The sequence below is a fragment of the Erythrobacteraceae bacterium WH01K genome (assembly GCA_027941995.1).
Taxonomy (GTDB): Bacteria; Pseudomonadota; Alphaproteobacteria; order Sphingomonadales; family Sphingomonadaceae; genus CAJXSN01.
Genome location: CP115966.1, coordinates 2,370,429 through 2,386,944, shown reverse-complemented (window position 1 = coordinate 2,386,944; position 16,516 = coordinate 2,370,429). Strand labels below are relative to the sequence as shown.

General features: G+C 64.2%; 17 protein-coding genes. 11 read left to right on the top strand and 6 right to left on the bottom strand.

Features of this window, described 5'->3' with window-relative positions:
* Window positions 1-88: 88 nt before the first annotated feature.
* Window positions 89-2,140 carry a protein-disulfide reductase DsbD family protein gene (locus tag PF049_11785; GenBank protein WBY16261.1) on the top strand — a complete coding sequence of 684 codons (2,052 nt, stop codon included), beginning with the start codon at window positions 89-91 and terminating at the stop codon, window positions 2,138-2,140.
* Here the strand turns inward: PF049_11785 and PF049_11780 are convergent.
* Window positions 2,121-2,696 (bottom strand): hypothetical protein, encoded by a 576-nt coding sequence (locus PF049_11780; protein WBY16260.1) that lies wholly within the window; start codon window positions 2,694-2,696, stop codon window positions 2,121-2,123. The two genes, PF049_11785 and PF049_11780, sit on opposite strands and share 20 nt — an antisense overlap.
* Window positions 2,693-4,885: an excinuclease ABC subunit UvrB gene (gene uvrB, locus PF049_11775; protein WBY16259.1), complete on the bottom strand. Its 2,193-nt coding sequence runs from the start codon at window positions 4,883-4,885 to the stop codon at window positions 2,693-2,695. Before uvrB ends, PF049_11780 begins: the two co-directional genes overlap by 4 nt.
* Before the next feature lie 138 nt (window positions 4,886-5,023).
* Here uvrB and PF049_11770 point away from each other — a divergent pair, with 138 nt between their 5' ends.
* The 7 genes from PF049_11770 to PF049_11740 all read left to right on the top strand — a co-directional run bounded on the left by PF049_11770 (window position 5,024) and on the right by PF049_11740 (window position 10,960).
* Entirely contained in the window at window positions 5,024-5,545 is a 522-nt protein-coding gene (locus PF049_11770) for a DUF3617 domain-containing protein (GenBank protein WBY16258.1), read from the top strand.
* A complete protein-coding gene (locus tag PF049_11765) occupies window positions 5,533-6,069 on the top strand; it encodes a DUF3617 domain-containing protein (GenBank protein ID WBY16257.1) in 537 nt (178 codons plus the stop codon). The genes PF049_11770 and PF049_11765 overlap by 13 nt, the downstream gene beginning before the upstream one ends.
* 64 nt (window positions 6,070-6,133) lie before the next feature.
* Complete coding sequence (locus tag PF049_11760; protein ID WBY17918.1) at window positions 6,134-6,916, top strand: alpha/beta fold hydrolase; 783 nt, start codon at window positions 6,134-6,136, stop codon at window positions 6,914-6,916.
* Between the two features lie 61 nt (window positions 6,917-6,977).
* Window positions 6,978-8,402, top strand: coding sequence for a circularly permuted type 2 ATP-grasp protein (locus PF049_11755; protein WBY16256.1), 1,425 nt, complete (start codon window positions 6,978-6,980; stop codon window positions 8,400-8,402).
* Entirely contained in the window at window positions 8,402-9,346 is a 945-nt protein-coding gene (locus tag PF049_11750) for an alpha-E domain-containing protein (GenBank protein ID WBY16255.1), read from the top strand. Before PF049_11755 ends, PF049_11750 begins: the two co-directional genes overlap by 1 nt.
* Complete coding sequence (locus PF049_11745; GenBank protein WBY16254.1) at window positions 9,346-10,161, top strand: transglutaminase family protein; 816 nt, start codon at window positions 9,346-9,348, stop codon at window positions 10,159-10,161. Before PF049_11750 ends, PF049_11745 begins: the two co-directional genes overlap by 1 nt.
* Before the next feature lie 55 nt (window positions 10,162-10,216).
* Window positions 10,217-10,960 carry a proteasome-type protease gene (locus tag PF049_11740; protein ID WBY16253.1) on the top strand — a complete coding sequence of 248 codons (744 nt, stop codon included), beginning with the start codon at window positions 10,217-10,219 and terminating at the stop codon, window positions 10,958-10,960.
* 191 nt (window positions 10,961-11,151) lie between these two features.
* On the opposite strand, the gene PF049_11735 is transcribed toward PF049_11740, so the two are convergent.
* On the bottom strand, window positions 11,152-11,553 hold the full coding sequence (locus PF049_11735) for a hypothetical protein (GenBank protein WBY16252.1): 402 nt from the start codon (window positions 11,551-11,553) through the stop codon (window positions 11,152-11,154).
* Between the two features lie 28 nt (window positions 11,554-11,581).
* Between PF049_11735 and PF049_11730 the strand changes: the two genes are divergently transcribed.
* Complete coding sequence (locus PF049_11730) at window positions 11,582-11,761, top strand: helix-turn-helix transcriptional regulator (GenBank protein WBY16251.1); 180 nt, start codon at window positions 11,582-11,584, stop codon at window positions 11,759-11,761.
* Here PF049_11730 and PF049_11725 read toward each other — a convergent pair.
* Together PF049_11725 and putP are read right to left on the bottom strand one after the other, a co-directional pair.
* Window positions 11,758-12,459, bottom strand: coding sequence for an extensin family protein (locus PF049_11725; protein WBY16250.1), 702 nt, complete (start codon window positions 12,457-12,459; stop codon window positions 11,758-11,760). The genes PF049_11730 and PF049_11725 overlap by 4 nt on opposite strands.
* A 56-nt stretch (window positions 12,460-12,515) precedes the next feature.
* Entirely contained in the window at window positions 12,516-13,985 is a 1,470-nt protein-coding gene (gene putP / locus PF049_11720) for a sodium/proline symporter PutP (GenBank protein ID WBY16249.1), read from the bottom strand.
* 326 nt (window positions 13,986-14,311) lie between these two features.
* On the opposite strand from putP, the gene PF049_11715 reads away from it, so the two are divergent.
* Entirely contained in the window at window positions 14,312-15,070 is a 759-nt protein-coding gene (locus PF049_11715) for a hypothetical protein (GenBank protein WBY16248.1), read from the top strand.
* 94 nt (window positions 15,071-15,164) lie between these two features.
* The gene (locus PF049_11710) at window positions 15,165-15,938 is read left to right on the top strand and encodes an SDR family oxidoreductase (GenBank protein ID WBY16247.1); all 774 of its coding nucleotides are present in this window, start codon (window positions 15,165-15,167) and stop codon (window positions 15,936-15,938) included.
* A 65-nt stretch (window positions 15,939-16,003) separates the two neighbouring features.
* On the opposite strand, the gene PF049_11705 is transcribed toward PF049_11710, so the two are convergent.
* Complete coding sequence (locus PF049_11705) at window positions 16,004-16,498, bottom strand: hypothetical protein (GenBank protein WBY16246.1); 495 nt, start codon at window positions 16,496-16,498, stop codon at window positions 16,004-16,006.
* Window positions 16,499-16,516 lie beyond the last annotated feature (18 nt).

Here is a 16,516-nt window from a genome sequence, read left to right as displayed (position 1 = left end):
AGGTGCTGCCCTGCAGCGTTCATTGTCCCAACACCCGATAGGCACTAGGGGTCCGCGCATGTCCCTTGCAAGGTCATTCCTGCTGGCCATGATGGCCCTCGTACTGTCCTTCGGCACGGCGATGGAGTCAGCCCATGCGCAGGGCTTCGCCGGTTCGGGCGGAACGCCGAATATCCGCGCCACCCTGGAGGTCGAGGGGCCTGTCACACCCGGCGGCCAGACGATGCTGGCCATAAGGTTCGTGCCCGTGTCGGAGGAATGGCACGGCTACTGGTCCAATCCCGGCGATGCGGGGCTGGGGATGCAGGTCGAGTGGGACCTGCCCGACGGCGTCTCGGTCGGCGCGTTCGAATATCCCGTCCCCAGCCGCCTGACCATCGATGGGCTGATGAACCACGTCTACAAGGGCGAATACGCGGTCCTCGCCCCGCTGAGGCTGGCGGAGAATGCCGCCGTACGCGGGCCGTTCCGCATTTCGGGCAAGGCATTCTATCTCGCTTGTACGGACCAGATCTGCGTGCCGGAAGAAGCGCGGATCGAGGCCGCCGTGACCATTGCCGATGGCGGTGTGCGCGACCCGCGCTTTGCCGAGTACCGCGCCGCCATTCCGCCCTTGCTCGATAAAAAGGCCCGGTTCGAACAGTCGCGCGGTCTTCTGCGTATTGCGATCCCGCTGCCGTCTGGTGTGGATGCAGGGCAACCGCACCTGTTCCTGGAGCAGAAGGACGTGGTGCAATACGCGGCGCGGCAAGGTTTCTCGCAGGGCGGCGATCAATTGATTGCCGAGATACCGCTCGCCGGATCGGGAGAGGAGCCCCGAACGCTCAGCGGCATTCTCAAGCTGGCGGCGGGCACCGATGAAGAGCGCGGCCTGCGGTTCGAAGCGGTACGCGGCGATGTGCCCTCCGGCGGCCGGGTTCTGGTTGGCCGGGAGCCTGCGCTGCCCTCTGCCTGGCTGGTCCTGCTGGGCGCATTCGCCGGGGGACTGCTGCTGAATGTCATGCCCTGCGTTTTCCCGGTGCTGAGTTTGAAGGCGATGAGCCTGGCCCGCGCCGGTATCGACCAGCCGACTGCGCGGCGCGACGGGCTGGCCTATACGGCTGGCGTCATGCTGGCGACCACCGCGCTGGGCGGCGTGATGCTGGCCCTGCGCGCTGCGGGCGAGCAGGTGGGCTGGGCCTTCCAGTTGCAGGAGCCCGGCGTTGTCGTCGCGCTGCTGGTCCTGGCGACGCTGATTACCGCGAATTTCGCCGGCCTGTTCGAATTGCCTTCGAGGCCGATTGCGAGCGGGGGCAAGCCTGCAGGGGCCTTTGCTACCGGACTGCTTGCAGCGGTCGTCGCAACGCCCTGTACGGGCCCGTTCATGGCTGCGGCCATCGGCGCTGCCCTGCTGCTGCCGACCTGGTTGGCGCTTGCCATCTTTGCCAGCCTAGGACTTGGACTTGCCCTGCCGTTCCTGCTGCTCGGCTTCGTGCCGGCCTTGCGCAATCGCCTGCCGAAGCCGGGGAAGTGGATGGACACGTTCCGCAAGATACTGGCCATCCCCATGGGCCTGACCGTTCTGGCTCTGGGCTGGCTGTTGACGCAGCTGGGGGGAGTATCCCTGCTGCTGCTGGGCGGGCTGGCGGCGCTGGCGGCGATCTCGCTTGCTTTCTTCCTGCACCGGCGCCGGTTGCCGGTCGCGGCATGGGCCGCTGGCTTGGGACTGGTCTTTGCCGTCGGTGCTGCCCGTGCGGGGTCGGTTGCTGACGCACACGATGCCGCGCAGTCGGCATCGCTGCTGGATCCGCAGCCATTCTCCGAAGAAGCCCTGGCCGATGCGCGCGCCACGGGCAGGCCCGTCTTCGTGTGGTTCACCGCAGACTGGTGCGTGACCTGCAAGCTGAACGAGCGCGTGGGGATCGAGCGAGAAGAGACCCGGCAGGCGTTCGAGCGGGCCGGCGTCATTTCGCTGCGCGGCGACTGGACGCGCCGCGATGACGAGATCGCCGAATTCCTGACCCGGCAGGGGGCGGCGGGCGTGCCGCTCTACCTGTGGTATCCGGCAGGCAGCACGGCGGAGCCGCGCAGGTTGCCGCAGGTTCTCACACCCGGCACGCTGCCGGACCTCGCCCGGTCCGTCACGACCCCCGTTCGATAGCGGGCGGGACGTCTGCTTCCGCTGCTGCTTCCGTCTCGCTTGGCGACCGGCAGTCTTCCACGAAATCGCCGGGGACCGGACTGGCATTGAGTACCAGCGAGCCCGCGCCCGGAATGGTCAGCTCGACGTCCCGCGGGCCGGTCAGCGCCTCGAGATTGCCATTCGCCGGATCGACGCTGCCTTGCCAGACCCATGCGCGGCCGTTGAAGGTCGCATCGACCGGAATACGCGCGACATGGAAATTGCCGACCAGGGCCATCAGGGCCTTCGATTTGGCATCGGCCTTGACCAGCCGGGTAAAGACCAGCCGGTTCGGACCGTCTCCCGGCAGAGGCTCGCAGGCCAGTGCCAGCATCGGCGTGCTGCCGGGGATCCCGTAAAGGAGGCGGGTGCCTTCCTCAACCTCAGCCCAGACGGCGCCTTCGACGCTGGGAGAAGGCAGCGGTTCGCCTGCGAATTGCTGGGCTTCTTCCAGAGGAACCCGCTCGACATACGGATCGGTGTCTTCCTGCTGGCAGGCCGTCAGGGCCAGCAGCACGATGGCGGCGAACCTCATCGCGGGCCCATCCGCTTCTTCGTCTCGCGGCCGTATCGCAGCTTGCGCGTGCCCGGCTTGCCTTCGTTGGACCGGCCCACGACGGGCGCCTTCTTCTCGGTATCGGGCAGGCCCAGCTCGTCGTTCTCGAGCCGTCGTATCTCGTCGCGCAATCGGCCTGCTTCCTCGAATTCGAGATTGGCTGCAGCATCGCGCATGCGTTTTTCCAGGTCCTCGATATAGGCGCGCAAATTGTGCCCGACGAGGTTGTTGCGCTCCTCGTCGCCGGTATCGACGGTGACGCCGTCCTGGGCTGCCGAATGGGCCACGATATCGGCAATGTCGCGCTTGATCGTGCGCGGCGTGATGCCGTGTTCCTCGTTATAGGCGCGCTGTTTCTCGCGGCGGCGTTCGGTTTCCGCCATGGCGCGTTCCATGCTCCCGGTAATGCGGTCGGCATAGAGGATGACGCGGCCATCGACGTTGCGCGCGGCGCGGCCGATGGTCTGGATCAGGGACGTCTCGGACCGCAGGAAGCCTTCCTTGTCGGCGTCGAGGATGCAGACCAGCCCGCATTCCGGGATGTCGAGACCTTCGCGCAGCAGGTTGATGCCGATCAGGACATCGTAGACCCCCAGTCGCAGGTCGCGGATGAGTTCGATACGCTCCAGCGTTTCAACGTCGGAATGCATGTAGCGGACACGCACGCCCGCCTCGTGCATGAACTCCGTCAGGTCTTCGGCCATGCGTTTGGTCAGCGTGGTGACGAGCGTCCGGTAGCCCTGCTTCGCCGTGGCGAGGCATTCCTGGATGCAGTCCTGCACCTGGTCCTCGACCGGGCGGATCTCGACCGGCGGGTCGATCAGGCCGGTCGGGCGGATGACCTGTTCGGCAAAAACGCCGCCCGACTGGTCCATTTCCCACCCGCCAGGCGTGGCCGATACGCAGAAGGTCTGGGGGCGCATCGCGTCCCATTCGTTGAAGCGAAGGGGCCGGTTGTCGATACAGCTTGGCAGGCGGAATCCGTGTTCCGCCAGCGTGATCTTGCGCCGATGGTCGCCCTTCGACATCGCGCCGATCTGGGGCACGGTCTGGTGGCTTTCATCGACGAACAGCAGCGCGTTTTCCGGCAGGTATTCGAACAGGGTTGGCGGCGGCTCGCCCGGCAGGCGGCCGGTCAGGAAGCGGCTGTAATTCTCGATGCCGTTGCAGCTGCCGGTTGCGGCAATCATCTCGAGATCGAAATTCGTGCGCTGCTCCAGGCGCTGCGCTTCGAGCAGGCGGCCTTCTTCCTGCAATTCCTTCAGCCGCTCGGTGAGTTCGAAGCGGATCGCTTCCGATGCCTGTTTCATCGTCGGGCCCGGAGTCACGTAGTGGCTGTTGGCGTAGATGCGGACGGTTTCCAGCTCGCGGCCCTTCTGGCCGGTCAGCGGATCGAATTCGTGGATGCTCTCAATCTCGTCGCCGAAGAAGCTGACGCGCCACGCCATGTCCTCGTAATGCGAGGGGAAAATTTCCAGATTGTCGCCGCGCACCCGGAACGTGCCGCGCTGGAAGGCGGCGTCGTTGCGCTTGTATTGCAAGGCGACCAGCTTGCGGATGATCTCGCGCTGGTCGACGCTTTCGTCCTTCTTGATATCGAAGATCATGGCCGAATAGGTCTCGACCGAGCCGATGCCGTAGAGGCACGAAACGGACGCCACGATAATCACGTCGTCGCGTTCCAGCAGGGCGCGCGTGGCCGAGTGGCGCATCCGGTCGATCGCCTCGTTTACCGAGCTTTCCTTCTCGATATAGGTGTCGGATCGGGGGACGTAGGCCTCGGGCTGGTAATAGTCGTAGTAGCTGACGAAATACTCGACCGCATTGTTCGGGAAGAAGCTCTTGAACTCGCCGTAAAGCTGGGCGGCCAGGATTTTGTTCGGGGCCAGGATCAGGGCGGGGCGCTGCAATTCCTCGATCACCTTGGCCATGGTGAAAGTCTTGCCCGAACCGGTGACGCCGAGCAGAACCTGCGTCTGCTCGCCACCCTCGGCCTCGCGCACCAGTTCCTCGATCGCGGTGGGCTGGTCGCCGCTCGGGGTGTAGTCGCTCACCAGCTCGAACTTCTTGCCGGGCATGGATTTTTCCGGACGCGCCGGTTTGTGGGGCGTAAAGTTGTCGCTCGTGTCGGGTTCTTCGAGACCGCGACGGATTACCAGTTCTGCCATGAGAGGGGATATGGGGCAAGCAGACCCGGTCCTCAAGCGGGCGGTTGCCAGACCGGAGCCGATGCGGCACATCCGGTGTAGCAAGAGGAGCCCGTTTCAATGCCGCAAACTGCCAGAACGACCGGATTGCTTTGTGCCATGACGGCGCTCGCCCTGACCGCATGCGGAGACAGCGCCGAAGTGGCCGACCCCGCCGATGCGGAGCAGGTGGCCGCGCTTGCTGACAGCCTGGTGAAACCGCAGCCCGGCGAATACGAAGTCGCCTCGGAACTGATCGAGTTCCAGCTGCCCGGCATCCCCGACGAGCAGGCAGAGATGATGCGCGGCATCATGGAAGGCGGTTTCTCGCAGACGACGACCTATTGCCTGACGGCGGAACAGGCGGAGAAGGGCTGGCAGGACGCGGTCGAGGGAATGCAGCAGACCGACCAGGATTGCGAATATTCGAAATTCGAGACGGCGGGCAATACGCTGACGGCCTCCATGACCTGCACGCAGGACGACGGCACCGTGGCACAGGTCGACATGACGGGCGATCTTGCCGAAACCAGCCAGGACATCACCATGGCCATGTCCGGCAAATCGCCCGAAATGCCGGGCGGCGAGATGCAGATGAAGCTTCGCATGAAATCGACGCGGATCGGTGAATGCGCCGCCTGATAACCATTGCGGGCTCGCTGGTCCTCGCAGGCTGCGGTTCCGAGCCGATGTCGCCCGAGGAGGTGCTGGGACAGGTCGATGCGCTGGAACGGCCGGCGCCGGGCCTCTACCGGACCGAGGCGAAGCTCCTATCTTTCGAGATGCCCGGGATTGCCCCTGCCGACGCCGATCGCTTCCGCAACCGGATGGCCGGTCTGGCAGCGCAGCCCCAGCAGCAATGCCTGACGCCCGAGGAGGCGGAGCGAGGCTTCGAGGATTTGCTGCGTACCATTGGCGAGGACGTGAACGGCCTGACCTGCGCGTTCGAGGATTTCGCCACCGATCCCCCGGCGCTGGAAGCGGTCCTGGCGTGTCAGGGCAGCGGCATGGAAGCGCGCATCGGTTTCGACGGCACTGCCGATGCGGACGGACTAGACCTGGAAATGGCGATGGACGCTAGCACGCCGCTCGTCCCCGGGCAGTCGATGCAACTGGTATTCGACGTATCGTCCGAGCGCGTGGGCGAATGTCCCGCAGCGCAGTGACAAGACCGTCTTTCGCAGGGTAGCCTTGCAATCCGGCACCGCGATGTCGATTTGTCGGAAGATGATGCCAAGGCCATCCATTCCCTTCCGGGGCGCAGCGAGCGGCGTCGGCGGCGAGATTGCGCGCCGCGTCGGACTGGCGCGCGAACCCTGGCCCGAAGACTCGCGGACGCCGGACTGGAAGCTCCTGGTCGGCGAACTCAGCGCGCTGGCGGAGCCGGTAAAGCGCGTGGTCAAGGCTCCCTCGACGCGAATAGCATTGCCCCCGACCCGGACACGCCGCACGGTAATCCTGTTGCCCGGTTTCGCCACCCATCCCGTTCGCATGCGATATTTCGCCCGCGTGCTGGAAGGTGCCGGACACACCGTCAAACGCTGGGGGCAGGGTTTCAATTGGGGCGTCTCCAGCGAGCGGTTCGAGGCCGCGGAGCTGAGATTGCTCGACGTGTGCCAGCGAACGGGCGAACCTGTCGTCCTTGTCGGCTGGAGCCTTGGCGGGCTGTTCGCGCGGGAGCTGGCGAAGAGAAATCCCGATGCCGTTGCCAAGGTCATTACCATGGGCACGCCGTTCTCTGGCAGTCCGCGCGACAACAACGCATGGCGGGCCTACCAGCTGGTGGCGGGTCATTCGGTGGACAGCCCCCCGATCGAGGCGGACGTACCGGCCAAACCCCCTGTCCCGACAATCGCACTGTGGAGCCCGCGCGACGGGATCGTCCATCACCGCGCCGCCGCCGGACGGCCGGGCGAGCGGGACCGCGCGATCGCCTTGCGCTGCACGCATATCGGCTTTTCCTATGCCCCTGAATCCATCGCTGCGGTTGCGCGGGAACTAGAGGCGGACTGAACCGTCAGTATTGCAGGCGAAGCGCGGTCCTGCGTTTCTGGTTCAAGGTCCCGGGGGTTTGATGGCCGAAGGCGCGAAGCCTTTCGACGAGATGCGTAATGGCGATGGCGGGGTAAAGCCTGCCTATCGGTCTTACTGCGACTGGTTCGAGCAGCAGGATAACGATCTGCTCAAGCGCAAGCACCGCGATGCGGAGGACCAGTTCCGCCGCACGGGCATCACCTTCAACGTTTATGGCGACGACGAGGCGGAGGAGCGGCTGATCCCGTTCGACATGGTCCCGCGTGTCATCGACGCGGCCGACTGGCGGAAACTGACGCGCGGCATCGAGCAGCGGGTCAGCGCGCTCAACGCCTTCATGTACGATCTCTATCACCGGCAGGAGATCATCCGCGCGGGCCGCATCCCCGAACGCCTGTTCCGCCAGAACGACGCCTGGCTGTCGAACATGGTCGGCTTCACGCCGCCGGGCAGTGTATACACGCATATCGTGGGGATCGATCTCGTGCGCACGGCGGACGGGTTCTTTGTGCTGGAAGACAATGCCCGCACACCCAGCGGCGTATCCTACATGCTGGAAAACCGCGAAACCATGATGGCGATGTTCCCGGACCTGTTCATGCAGGTGCCGGTCGAAACCGTCTCAAATTATCCTCGCCGCCTCGCAAAAAGCCTAGCCGCCTGCGCCCCGCCGAAATGCGAGGGCAAGCCGCTCGTCGCCGTGCTGACCCCGGGCATCTACAACAGCGCCTATTACGAACATGCCTTTCTGGCAGACCAGATGGGCGCGGAGCTGGTCGAGGGCAGCGACCTGCGTGTCGTCGATGGCCGCGTAACGATGCGCACGACCCGCGGTTACGAACCGGTCGACGTCCTCTATCGGCGCGTCGACGACGAATTTCTCGATCCTCTTACGTTCAATCCGGATTCCATGCTGGGTGTCCCGGGGATCATGGATGTTTACCGTTCCGGCGGGATCACGATCGCCAACGCGCCCGGAACCGGCGTCTGCGACGACAAGGCGATCTATTCCTTCATGCCGGATATCGTCGAATTCTATACCGGCGAGAAACCGCTGCTGCCCAATGTCGAGACATGGCGCTGCGCGGAGGAAGACAGCCTGAAATACGTGCTCGACAATCTGGGCGAGCTCGTCGTCAAGGAAGTGCACGGATCGGGCGGATACGGAATGCTGATCGGCCCCACATCGACGAAGGCCGAGATCGAGGACTTCCGCAAGAAAATCGAGGCCAATCCGCAAGGGTATATCGCCCAGCCGACGCTGTCGCTGTCGACTTGTCCCATCTTTACCGAAGCCGGGCTAGCTCCGCGCCATGTCGATCTTCGCCCCTACGTGCTGGTGTCGCCGGACGGCATCGACATCACGCCCGGGGGCCTGACCCGCGTGGCGCTGGAAGAAGGCTCTCTCGTGGTCAATTCAAGCCAGGGCGGCGGGACCAAGGATACGTGGGTGTTGAAAGAATAATGCTGGGGCGCACCGCAAACGGACTGTTCTGGATGTTCCGCTATCTCGAGCGGGCAGAGAATACCGCCCGCCTGCTGGACGCCGGCCTGCGCATGTCGCTGACCAGGGACCTGGTGACGGCGGAGGAGGAATGGCGATCGGTCATCCAGACCGCCGGACAGCGCCCCGCCTACGAGACCTATAACGAGACCTATACCGGCGTTCAGGCGTGGAATTTCATCCTGCGCGACCCGAAAAACCCGATGTCCGTGCGGGCCATGCTGGAGAATGTTCGCACCAATGCGCGGGTCGCGCGCAACGCCATCAGCGGCGAGGTGTGGGAAAGCGTCAATGAAAGCTGGATGCAGATCGAATCCGCTCTCGAGAAACCAGTCGGGCAGGGCCAGCTTGGCGATGTGCTCGGCATGGTCAGGCGGGCAGGGACACTCGTCCACGGCGCACTGGGCGATTCCATGCTGCGCGATGCCGGCTTCCATTTCGCCCGCGCCGGAATGTTCGTGGAGCGGACCGACAGCACCGCCCGCATCCTCGACATCAAATATTACCTTCTTTTGCCGAGCCTCTCCTATGTCGGCTCCAGCCTCGATGCCGGACAGTGGGATACCGTCCTGCGTTCGGTTTCCGGCGACCGCGCGTTTCGCTGGCTGAACGCCGGAAATATCGATGCCAAGGGAATCGTCGAATTCCTGACGCTCGATGCGCGCTTTCCGCGCTCCATCGCGTTCTGCCAGTCCGCCCTGCGCGACGAACTCGCCGCTCTCGCCCGGCTCCATCGGAACGAGGGCCGCAGCAACGAACTGATGCGGCAGGCGGATATGCGGCTGACCGACAAGACCGTGGACGACGTATTCGACGTCGGCCTGCACCAGTTCCTCGTCGATACGATGAACACCAACGCCGCGATTGCCGAGGCAATCGCCGAAGATTACAGGTTCCACGCCTGATGCGCCTCGCGATACGACATACCACCCGGTACAATTTCGAAGAGCCGGTCGTGCACGCCCTGCAACGGCTTCGCCTGACACCAAAGACGACGCAGGGGCAGGAAATCCTGTCCTGGGACATGTCGTTCGAGAACGCGAAATGCGAGCTCGAATACGAGGACCAGCACCACAACACCGTCAGCCTTGTCGCGGTCGACCAGGGGGTGCGCGAAGTTATTGTCAGGTGCGAAGGCAATGTCGATACCGAGGACAATCTCGGCGTGATCGGCCGCCATTCCGGCCACCTGCCTCTATGGAGCTTCCTTGGCCAGACCAGGCTTACCCAGCCGGGCGAGAAGGTGAACAAGCTGCTGGATGGACTGGAATGCACCGAAGACGGTCGTCTGGACTTCCTGCACGAATTGTCCCGCCGGATTTCCGACCGCGTCGAATACCGGATAGGCGAAACCGAGGTGCATACCACGGCAGAGGAATCGGCCGCGCAAGGAAGCGGCGTGTGCCAGGATCACGCCCACATCTTCATCGGTGCGGCCCGTGCGCATGATATCCCCGCACGCTATGTCAGCGGATATCTGATGATGAACGACCGGATCGATCAGGAGGCGACCCATGCCTGGGCGGAAGCGCATATCGACGGGCTGGGCTGGGTCGGGTTCGACATATCGAACCGGATCAGCCCCGATCCCCGTTATATCCGTGTCGCCACGGGGCGCGATTACCGCGATGCGGCCCCGGTGACAGGCATCAGTTTCGGCGGCCTATCCAGTTCGCTGCATGTCGACGTTGCTGTTGAACAGCAGCAGGTCGAACAGTAACCATCCCCCGAATTATCGGTGCCATCGCACCGGTCGAAAAGAGGCGAAGCGCTGTATGACGTATTGTGTCGGAATGATGATCGACAAGGGGATCGTCCTGATGGGCGACACCCGCACCAATTCGGGGGTCGACAACATTTCCGTCTTCCGGAAGATGTTTCACTGGCAGGTGCCGGGCGAGCGAATGCTGGCGGTGATGACCGCCGGCAATCTGGCAACCACGCAAGCGGTGGTCAGCCAGCTGGAAGAGCGAACGAAAACGCCTGACGATCGAACCAATTCGCTGCTCCAGCTTCCCACCATGTTCATGGTCGCGACCGAGATCGGCAAGCTGCTTCGCGCAACCGTGCAGGAACGGCAGGATGCCAACGGCGTTCGCGGAAAGGGCCGCTTTACCGCCTCGATCATCCTCGCCGGACAGATTGCGGGAATGGAGCCGCGCCTTTTCCACATCTATCCCGAAGGCAATTTCATCGAGGCGGGTCTCGAGACGCCGTTTTTCCAGATAGGCGAAACGAAATACGGCCGGCCGATCATCCTTCGCGGATACGACCGCGAGATGAGCTTCGAAGATGCGGTGAAGCTCCTGATGGTATCCTTCGATTCCACACTAAAGGCCAACCTGTCCGTCGGCCTGCCCCTCGACCTGATGGTGATCGAGCGTGACAAATACGAACCCACGCACGAACGGCGTATTACGGCGGACGACCCGTATTTCGAAGCGATTTCATCGAGATGGGGCGATGCGCTGAGGGAAGCCTTTCACTCGCTACCGGACTATACTTTTTACAATAAGTAATTCCCCTCAGGCGGCGCACCCTTACGCGCAACTATCTAGAAATACTTCGTCAATTCGAACCATTTCCGATCTGGGAAACGCGCGGAATATCGTGATTTGTCGAGCAATCACAGCCATCTAGTTCGGCTATGGTGCTAATACGAATTGGCAAGTCTGCCCGATCCGCGATGATGGCCGCTATGGAAAAACGGCTAATACTTCACTGCGTCGATGCCGACGTCCGCGTCCGGGCAGAACTTGCCCGCACCGGTTTCGCCCTGGGCCACCATGCGGAGGTCTACAGCTCCATCTCGGAACTTTGCGAGCGGCCACCGCGCGAAGGCCTGCTGGTCGTGCGGGACAATCCGCGAGACGGTGGTTTCATCGCCGCGTCCGAGACCCTGGTGATGAACGGCGTCTGGTTGCCGGCTATCGCCACGGATCATGCGCCTTCGACGGGGCGGATCGTCTCCGCCATGAAGGCCGGCGCGCTCGATTACCTGCCCTTGCCGATCGACCGGCAGCGTCTTGGTGCGACGCTCGACCGGCTGGGCGGGGAAGTGCAGCGCGAATCCGCTCTCAGGAGACGCAAGGTCGAGGCGAGGGGGGCGCATTTCGCAGCTCTCCAATCGCGAGCGGGAAGTGCTCGACTGGCTCAGCGAGGGCAGCAGCAACAAGGCCATCGCACGGCAATTGTGCATCAGCCCGCGTACGGTCGAGATCCACAGGGCGAACATGATGCACAAGCTGGGTGCGCGCCACGCAGCGGAAGCGGTCCGGTTGCGGCTGGAAGCCCAAATCGAGCCGCCCGTCGCCTATTAACGGCAAAACCCCCCGCCGCCCGTCTCGACGTGGAAGTGATCGCGGTGCGCGGCGTTGTAGTCCGGGCCGAGGACGGTACCGAAGCGCTTGCAGGCGCTTTCCTGGATGCGCCGCAGGAATCGCCGTTCCGCCCGCGATCCGTCGTCCCAGTCCGCCAGAACCGACACCCGCCTGCCATCCTCCAGCACGAAGGCGGCGATGTCGATCGCCTCTGCGCGCGAATGACCGGACCGGCGCGACGTGCCTGCGACGTTGCGGCACGCGTAGCTGCCCATGGTTTCAATCCTGGCAAGGCCGCTTCCGAGATATTCGCGCGCAGCCCGGTCGACGCCGTAGCGCGCCCAGCCCGACAGGGCATTCGCCGCCGTACACTGGACCGCTCGCACATCGGTCACCGTGAACCGGCTCCGGTCGCCCTGCAATTCGGTCAGCGACAGCCCGCCGGAGAAATAGCAGCCCGGACCGTCGCTGCGGTTGGGGATGCGCGTGAAGCGGGCCCCGCTGGCGGCGAGATTGCCGAGGCATTTCCGGTCGCTGTCCGAGGTGGCGGGCACTACGCCCTGACCCGAACCGGAGCGGTCGATCGGCGGAGGAAGCCGCCGCTCGCTTCTGTCCCCCTGCCTTTCCGGCAGGACCTGGCAGCCCGAGGCGACCAGGGAGAACGCGGCAAGCGCTACGAGGGGAAACCGACCGAGCATCGCCCTCCAGATGAAGGCCCTGGCCTTAATGGCGGCCTAACCCCTCCCAGCGCTGCTCAACCGCCTACCCGCCGCGTCGCGTTCGAGACCAGCCAGATGGCGAGGCTCGATGCGATGAAGCCCGGTATGATTTCGTAGACGCCCGGCCCGCCGAGGAACGCGCCGTTCCAGCCGAGCGCAATCCACGCCATCACCACGCCTGCGCCCGTCACGAGGCCGGCCACCGCGCCTCCGCCGGTCATCCGTTTCCAAGTGAGGGCGAACAGGATCAGCGGCCCGAACGCCGCGCCGAAGCCTGCCCATGCGTTAGCCACCAGCCCCAGGACCTCGCTTTCCGAATCGGCGGCAATCGCGATGGCCGCCAGCGCCACCAGCAGAACGGCGATGCGGCCGACATTCACCGCCTCGCGCTCGCTGGCTTCCTTGCGCAGGAACAGGCGGTAGAAATCTTCCGTCAGCGAGCTGGAGCTGACCAGCAATTGCGAGCTGATGGTGCTCATGATCGCGGCCAGCAGCGCTGCCAGCAGGAAACCGGTGACGAGCGGGTGGAACAGCAGGGTCGCCAGGACGATGAAGATCGTCTCCGGGTCCTCCACCACGACACCGTTCGCCTCGGCATAGGCGCGGCCTGCAATGCCGACGCCGATGGCCCCGATCAGGGCGACCAGCATCCACGACAGGCCGATATTGCGCGCCACCTTCACATCGGCGACGCTGCGCACTGCCATGAAGCGCACGATGATATGCGGCTGTCCGAAATAGCCGAGGCCCCATGTCACCGCGCTGAGCCAGCCGATCAGGGTCAGACCGCTGAACAGGTTCAGATAATTCGCATTGCCTGCCGCGCGCGCCGCCTCTGCCGCCAGTGCGAGGTCGGTTCCGCCCGTCAGCACGACCAGCGGCATGATGACGAGGGCGACCACCATGATGCAGCCCTGCACGAAATCGGTCAGGCTGACGGCCAAAAAGCCGCCGATCATGGTGTAGGCGAGGACGACGCCCGCCGTGATCCAGATGCCCAGCATGTAGTCGCTCATGCCTGCATCGGGCAGCAAACCGGCAAAGGCGGTCTCGAACAATTTGCCCCCGCCGACGAGGCCAGCGGCGGTATAGACGGTGAAGAACAGCACGATGATGATCGCCGAGACCACGCGCAGCGCGATGGCCTTGTCCGGGAAGCGGTTGGCGAGGAATTGCGGGATGGTCAGTGCATTGCCCAGTTCCTCTGTCTGCTGGCGCAGGCGCGGGGCGACGATGATCCAGTTGGCGACCGCGCCGGCGAACAGGCCGATGCCGATCCATGCCTCCACGAGGCCCGCGGCGTAGAGCGCACCCGGCAGGCCCAGCAGCAGCCAGCCCGACATGTCGCTGGCCCCGGCGCTAAGCGCGGCGACTGCAGGGTGCAGGTTGCGTCCGCCCAGCAGGTAGCCCTCGCTGTCCTCCGTCGATTTGCGCCAGGCATAGAGCCCGATGCCCAGCATGAGGATGAAATAGGCGGCAAGGGAAATGAGTGTTCCGGTCTGCATGGAGCCGCGCGCTACCAAAAAGACCGCGCTATGGCCACCGGAGCGGGGCCGAGGGCGGCGACGTTCGCTTCTGCGAGCGCATGGCGGCCGGTGCGAAGTTGACAAAGGCGACACTGCAAATTCGCGATGTGGCGCGCCAAGTGCCTGACATGGCGGAGAAAACCGCCTTCTGGCGAAGTTGACACATCGCGTGGGAGAAAAGGAAAGCGCGCTTTGTCCATGACCGCTACATGGCAGGCAAAGCCGGTGTAGGAAAATGTTCCGTCGCCCCCGTGGACCTCTGCGTCCCTTGTCCGCCGGCGCCCGGCTGCGTTACGAAGGCGGCCATGGACCTTTCCCCGACCCTGCTGACCGCCGCGATGGCCGTGGCCTTCTCGCTGGTTCACCTCTTCGTCGGACGGCTGCGCTTCCTCGATGTGGAGCCGCGCAGCGCCTGGCTCAGCTTCGCCGGCGGCGTAGCCGTGGGCTATGTCTTCCTGCACATCCTGCCCGAACTGGCAGCACACGGCGCGACCTTCACGCAGGCGACGGGCATCTCCACCGGGCTGGCGGAAAGCATGGTCTACACGCTGGCGCTGGCAGGGCTGGTGCTGTTCTACGGGCTGGAAAGGGCGATAGTCGTCAGCCGGGACGCGCGGCGTTCAAAGGAGGGGCGCGACAGGCCGAAACACGGCATATTCTGGCTGCACATCGCGGCCAGCAGCACGCTGATCTTCGTCGTCGCCTATCTCCTCAACCACCGGGAGGACCCGACACTGGCCGGGCTGGCGCTGTTCTTCGGCGCGCTGCTGCTGCATTTCGTGACCGCCGATTTCGGGGCGAGGGCCGACCATCCCGAACTTTACGACCGGCAAGGGCGCTGGGTGCTGGTGGCAGCCACGATGGGCGGCTGGGTGACGGGCCTGTTTCTCGAACTGCCCGAACTCGCCATCGGATGCCTGTTCGCCTTTGTCGGCGGGGCGATCATCCTGGTGGTGATGAAGGAAGAACTGCCGGAGGAAGCGGCCAGCCGCTTCCTGCCTTTCCTGGGCGGCGCTGCCCTGTATTCGGCGCTGGTCCTGTCGGAAGTCTACCTGTTGCGCTGAGCACGCCACCTTGTGAACGGTGCCGACCCGCGCCGGACCCATTCCAACGCCGGTCCGTTGCGACAGGGAACACCCCACCAAGGAGATTTCCCGCATGAACCGTTTCACCGGCAAGACAGTCATCGTCACAGGCTCGTCCTCCGGCATCGGAGAGGCGACTGCGCGCCGCTTCGCTGCGGAAGGCGCGAATGTCGTCCTCAATTCCCGCAGCCGCGACGACCTGGAAAAGGTCGCGAAGGACCTGGACGAGGACCGCACCCTGATCGTGGAGGGGAGCATTTCCGATCCCGACATGGCAGAGGCCATCGTCGCCCGCACGATCGAGCATTTCGGCCAGCTCGACGTGCTGGTGAACAATGCCGGCGTGGCCGCGGCGGGCATGATGCGCAAGGCCAGCAATGACGACATCGACAAGGTGATCGACATCAATGTGAAGGGCACGATGTATATGTGCCGCGCGGCCATTCCCGAACTGGCGAAGACGCAGGGGTCCATCGTCAACACGTCCAGCGTGTCGGGGCTGGGCGGCGACTGGTCGATGCCGATCTACAACGCGTCGAAGGGCGCGGTTTCGACCCTGACCAGGGCGCTGGCGCTGCAACTGGGCAACAAGAAAATCCGCGTGAACGCCGTGTGCCCGTCCTTCACCCGGTCGGAGATGACCGACGGGATGGGCGACAATGAAGACCTGATGGAAGCGTTCGACCGCCGGATGCCGCTGGGCGCGCCAGCCGAAGCGGACGATATTGCCGGGCCGATCCTGTTCCTCGCCAGCGACGATGCGCGCATGGTGACGGGCGTGAACCTGCCCGTCGATGGCGGGGTCAGCGCCAGCAACGGCCAGCCCAACTTCCTCGCATTCAAGTGAGCGAAATGGGGACGGGGGGTGTTGCCGATCGCGTGCTGAAAGACAGCAAGCGGGCCTCCGGTAGCCTATAGATCCAGAACAGCCGGCGGCGGCGATTGCAAGGTGATGGGCTCGGCTGGCGGACCATTGGAACGGAAACCGCTGGGCGCAGGGAGGGATTGCGTACGCGCAGAGCTTGTTTGACGCCGGAAAGTCGGCGTGGATCGCGATGAAGATGGGGCGGTGGTCCTTCGCCCGGTTATCTGGTCGCTTCGGGATTCCTCCAGCGCGGTGTCTGCCCTGTCGCGAAAACGATCATCCGCAAACCCGCCGTCTTCGTCCGGCCCGTAAAAATCGTCGAGCAGCGCATTGCTCGAATCGGGCTGACGATAATTGATTCGCCCCGTTCGGGAGTCTGGATCTTGCGTCCGGGCAGAGGCATCGGCGCTCACCTTTCTCGAAGACGGGAACGACACATCGTCGGACGCGGCTATGGTCGACACGGTCGAATCCTCGCCGGCAATCAGCATGGCGGCCAGAGCGATGATGGCGACGAAGGACAACCAGTATTTCGGATTCATCGAAACCCTCTCGTCCTA

Excerpts from the sequence above, each read along its gene's own strand:
- PF049_11785 (WBY16261.1), top strand. The coding sequence starts at position 89 with ATGATGGCCCTCGTACTGTCCTTCGGCACGGCGATGGAGTCAGCCCAT.
- PF049_11780 (WBY16260.1), bottom strand. The coding sequence starts at position 2,696 with ATGAGGTTCGCCGCCATCGTGCTGCTGGCCCTGACGGCCTGCCAGCAG.
- uvrB (WBY16259.1), bottom strand. The coding sequence starts at position 4,885 with ATGGCAGAACTGGTAATCCGTCGCGGTCTCGAAGAACCCGACACGAGC.
- PF049_11770 (WBY16258.1), top strand. The coding sequence starts at position 5,024 with ATGACGGCGCTCGCCCTGACCGCATGCGGAGACAGCGCCGAAGTGGCC.
- PF049_11765 (WBY16257.1), top strand. The coding sequence starts at position 5,533 with ATGCGCCGCCTGATAACCATTGCGGGCTCGCTGGTCCTCGCAGGCTGC.
- PF049_11760 (WBY17918.1), top strand. The coding sequence starts at position 6,134 with ATGCCAAGGCCATCCATTCCCTTCCGGGGCGCAGCGAGCGGCGTCGGC.
- PF049_11755 (WBY16256.1), top strand. The coding sequence starts at position 6,978 with ATGGCCGAAGGCGCGAAGCCTTTCGACGAGATGCGTAATGGCGATGGC.
- PF049_11750 (WBY16255.1), top strand. The coding sequence starts at position 8,402 with ATGCTGGGGCGCACCGCAAACGGACTGTTCTGGATGTTCCGCTATCTC.
- PF049_11745 (WBY16254.1), top strand. The coding sequence starts at position 9,346 with ATGCGCCTCGCGATACGACATACCACCCGGTACAATTTCGAAGAGCCG.
- PF049_11740 (WBY16253.1), top strand. The coding sequence starts at position 10,217 with ATGACGTATTGTGTCGGAATGATGATCGACAAGGGGATCGTCCTGATG.
- PF049_11735 (WBY16252.1), bottom strand. The coding sequence starts at position 11,553 with ATGCGCCCCCCTCGCCTCGACCTTGCGTCTCCTGAGAGCGGATTCGCG.
- PF049_11725 (WBY16250.1), bottom strand. The coding sequence starts at position 12,459 with ATGCTCGGTCGGTTTCCCCTCGTAGCGCTTGCCGCGTTCTCCCTGGTC.
- putP (WBY16249.1), bottom strand. The coding sequence starts at position 13,985 with ATGCAGACCGGAACACTCATTTCCCTTGCCGCCTATTTCATCCTCATG.
- PF049_11715 (WBY16248.1), top strand. The coding sequence starts at position 14,312 with ATGGACCTTTCCCCGACCCTGCTGACCGCCGCGATGGCCGTGGCCTTC.
- PF049_11710 (WBY16247.1), top strand. The coding sequence starts at position 15,165 with ATGAACCGTTTCACCGGCAAGACAGTCATCGTCACAGGCTCGTCCTCC.
- PF049_11705 (WBY16246.1), bottom strand. The coding sequence starts at position 16,498 with ATGAATCCGAAATACTGGTTGTCCTTCGTCGCCATCATCGCTCTGGCC.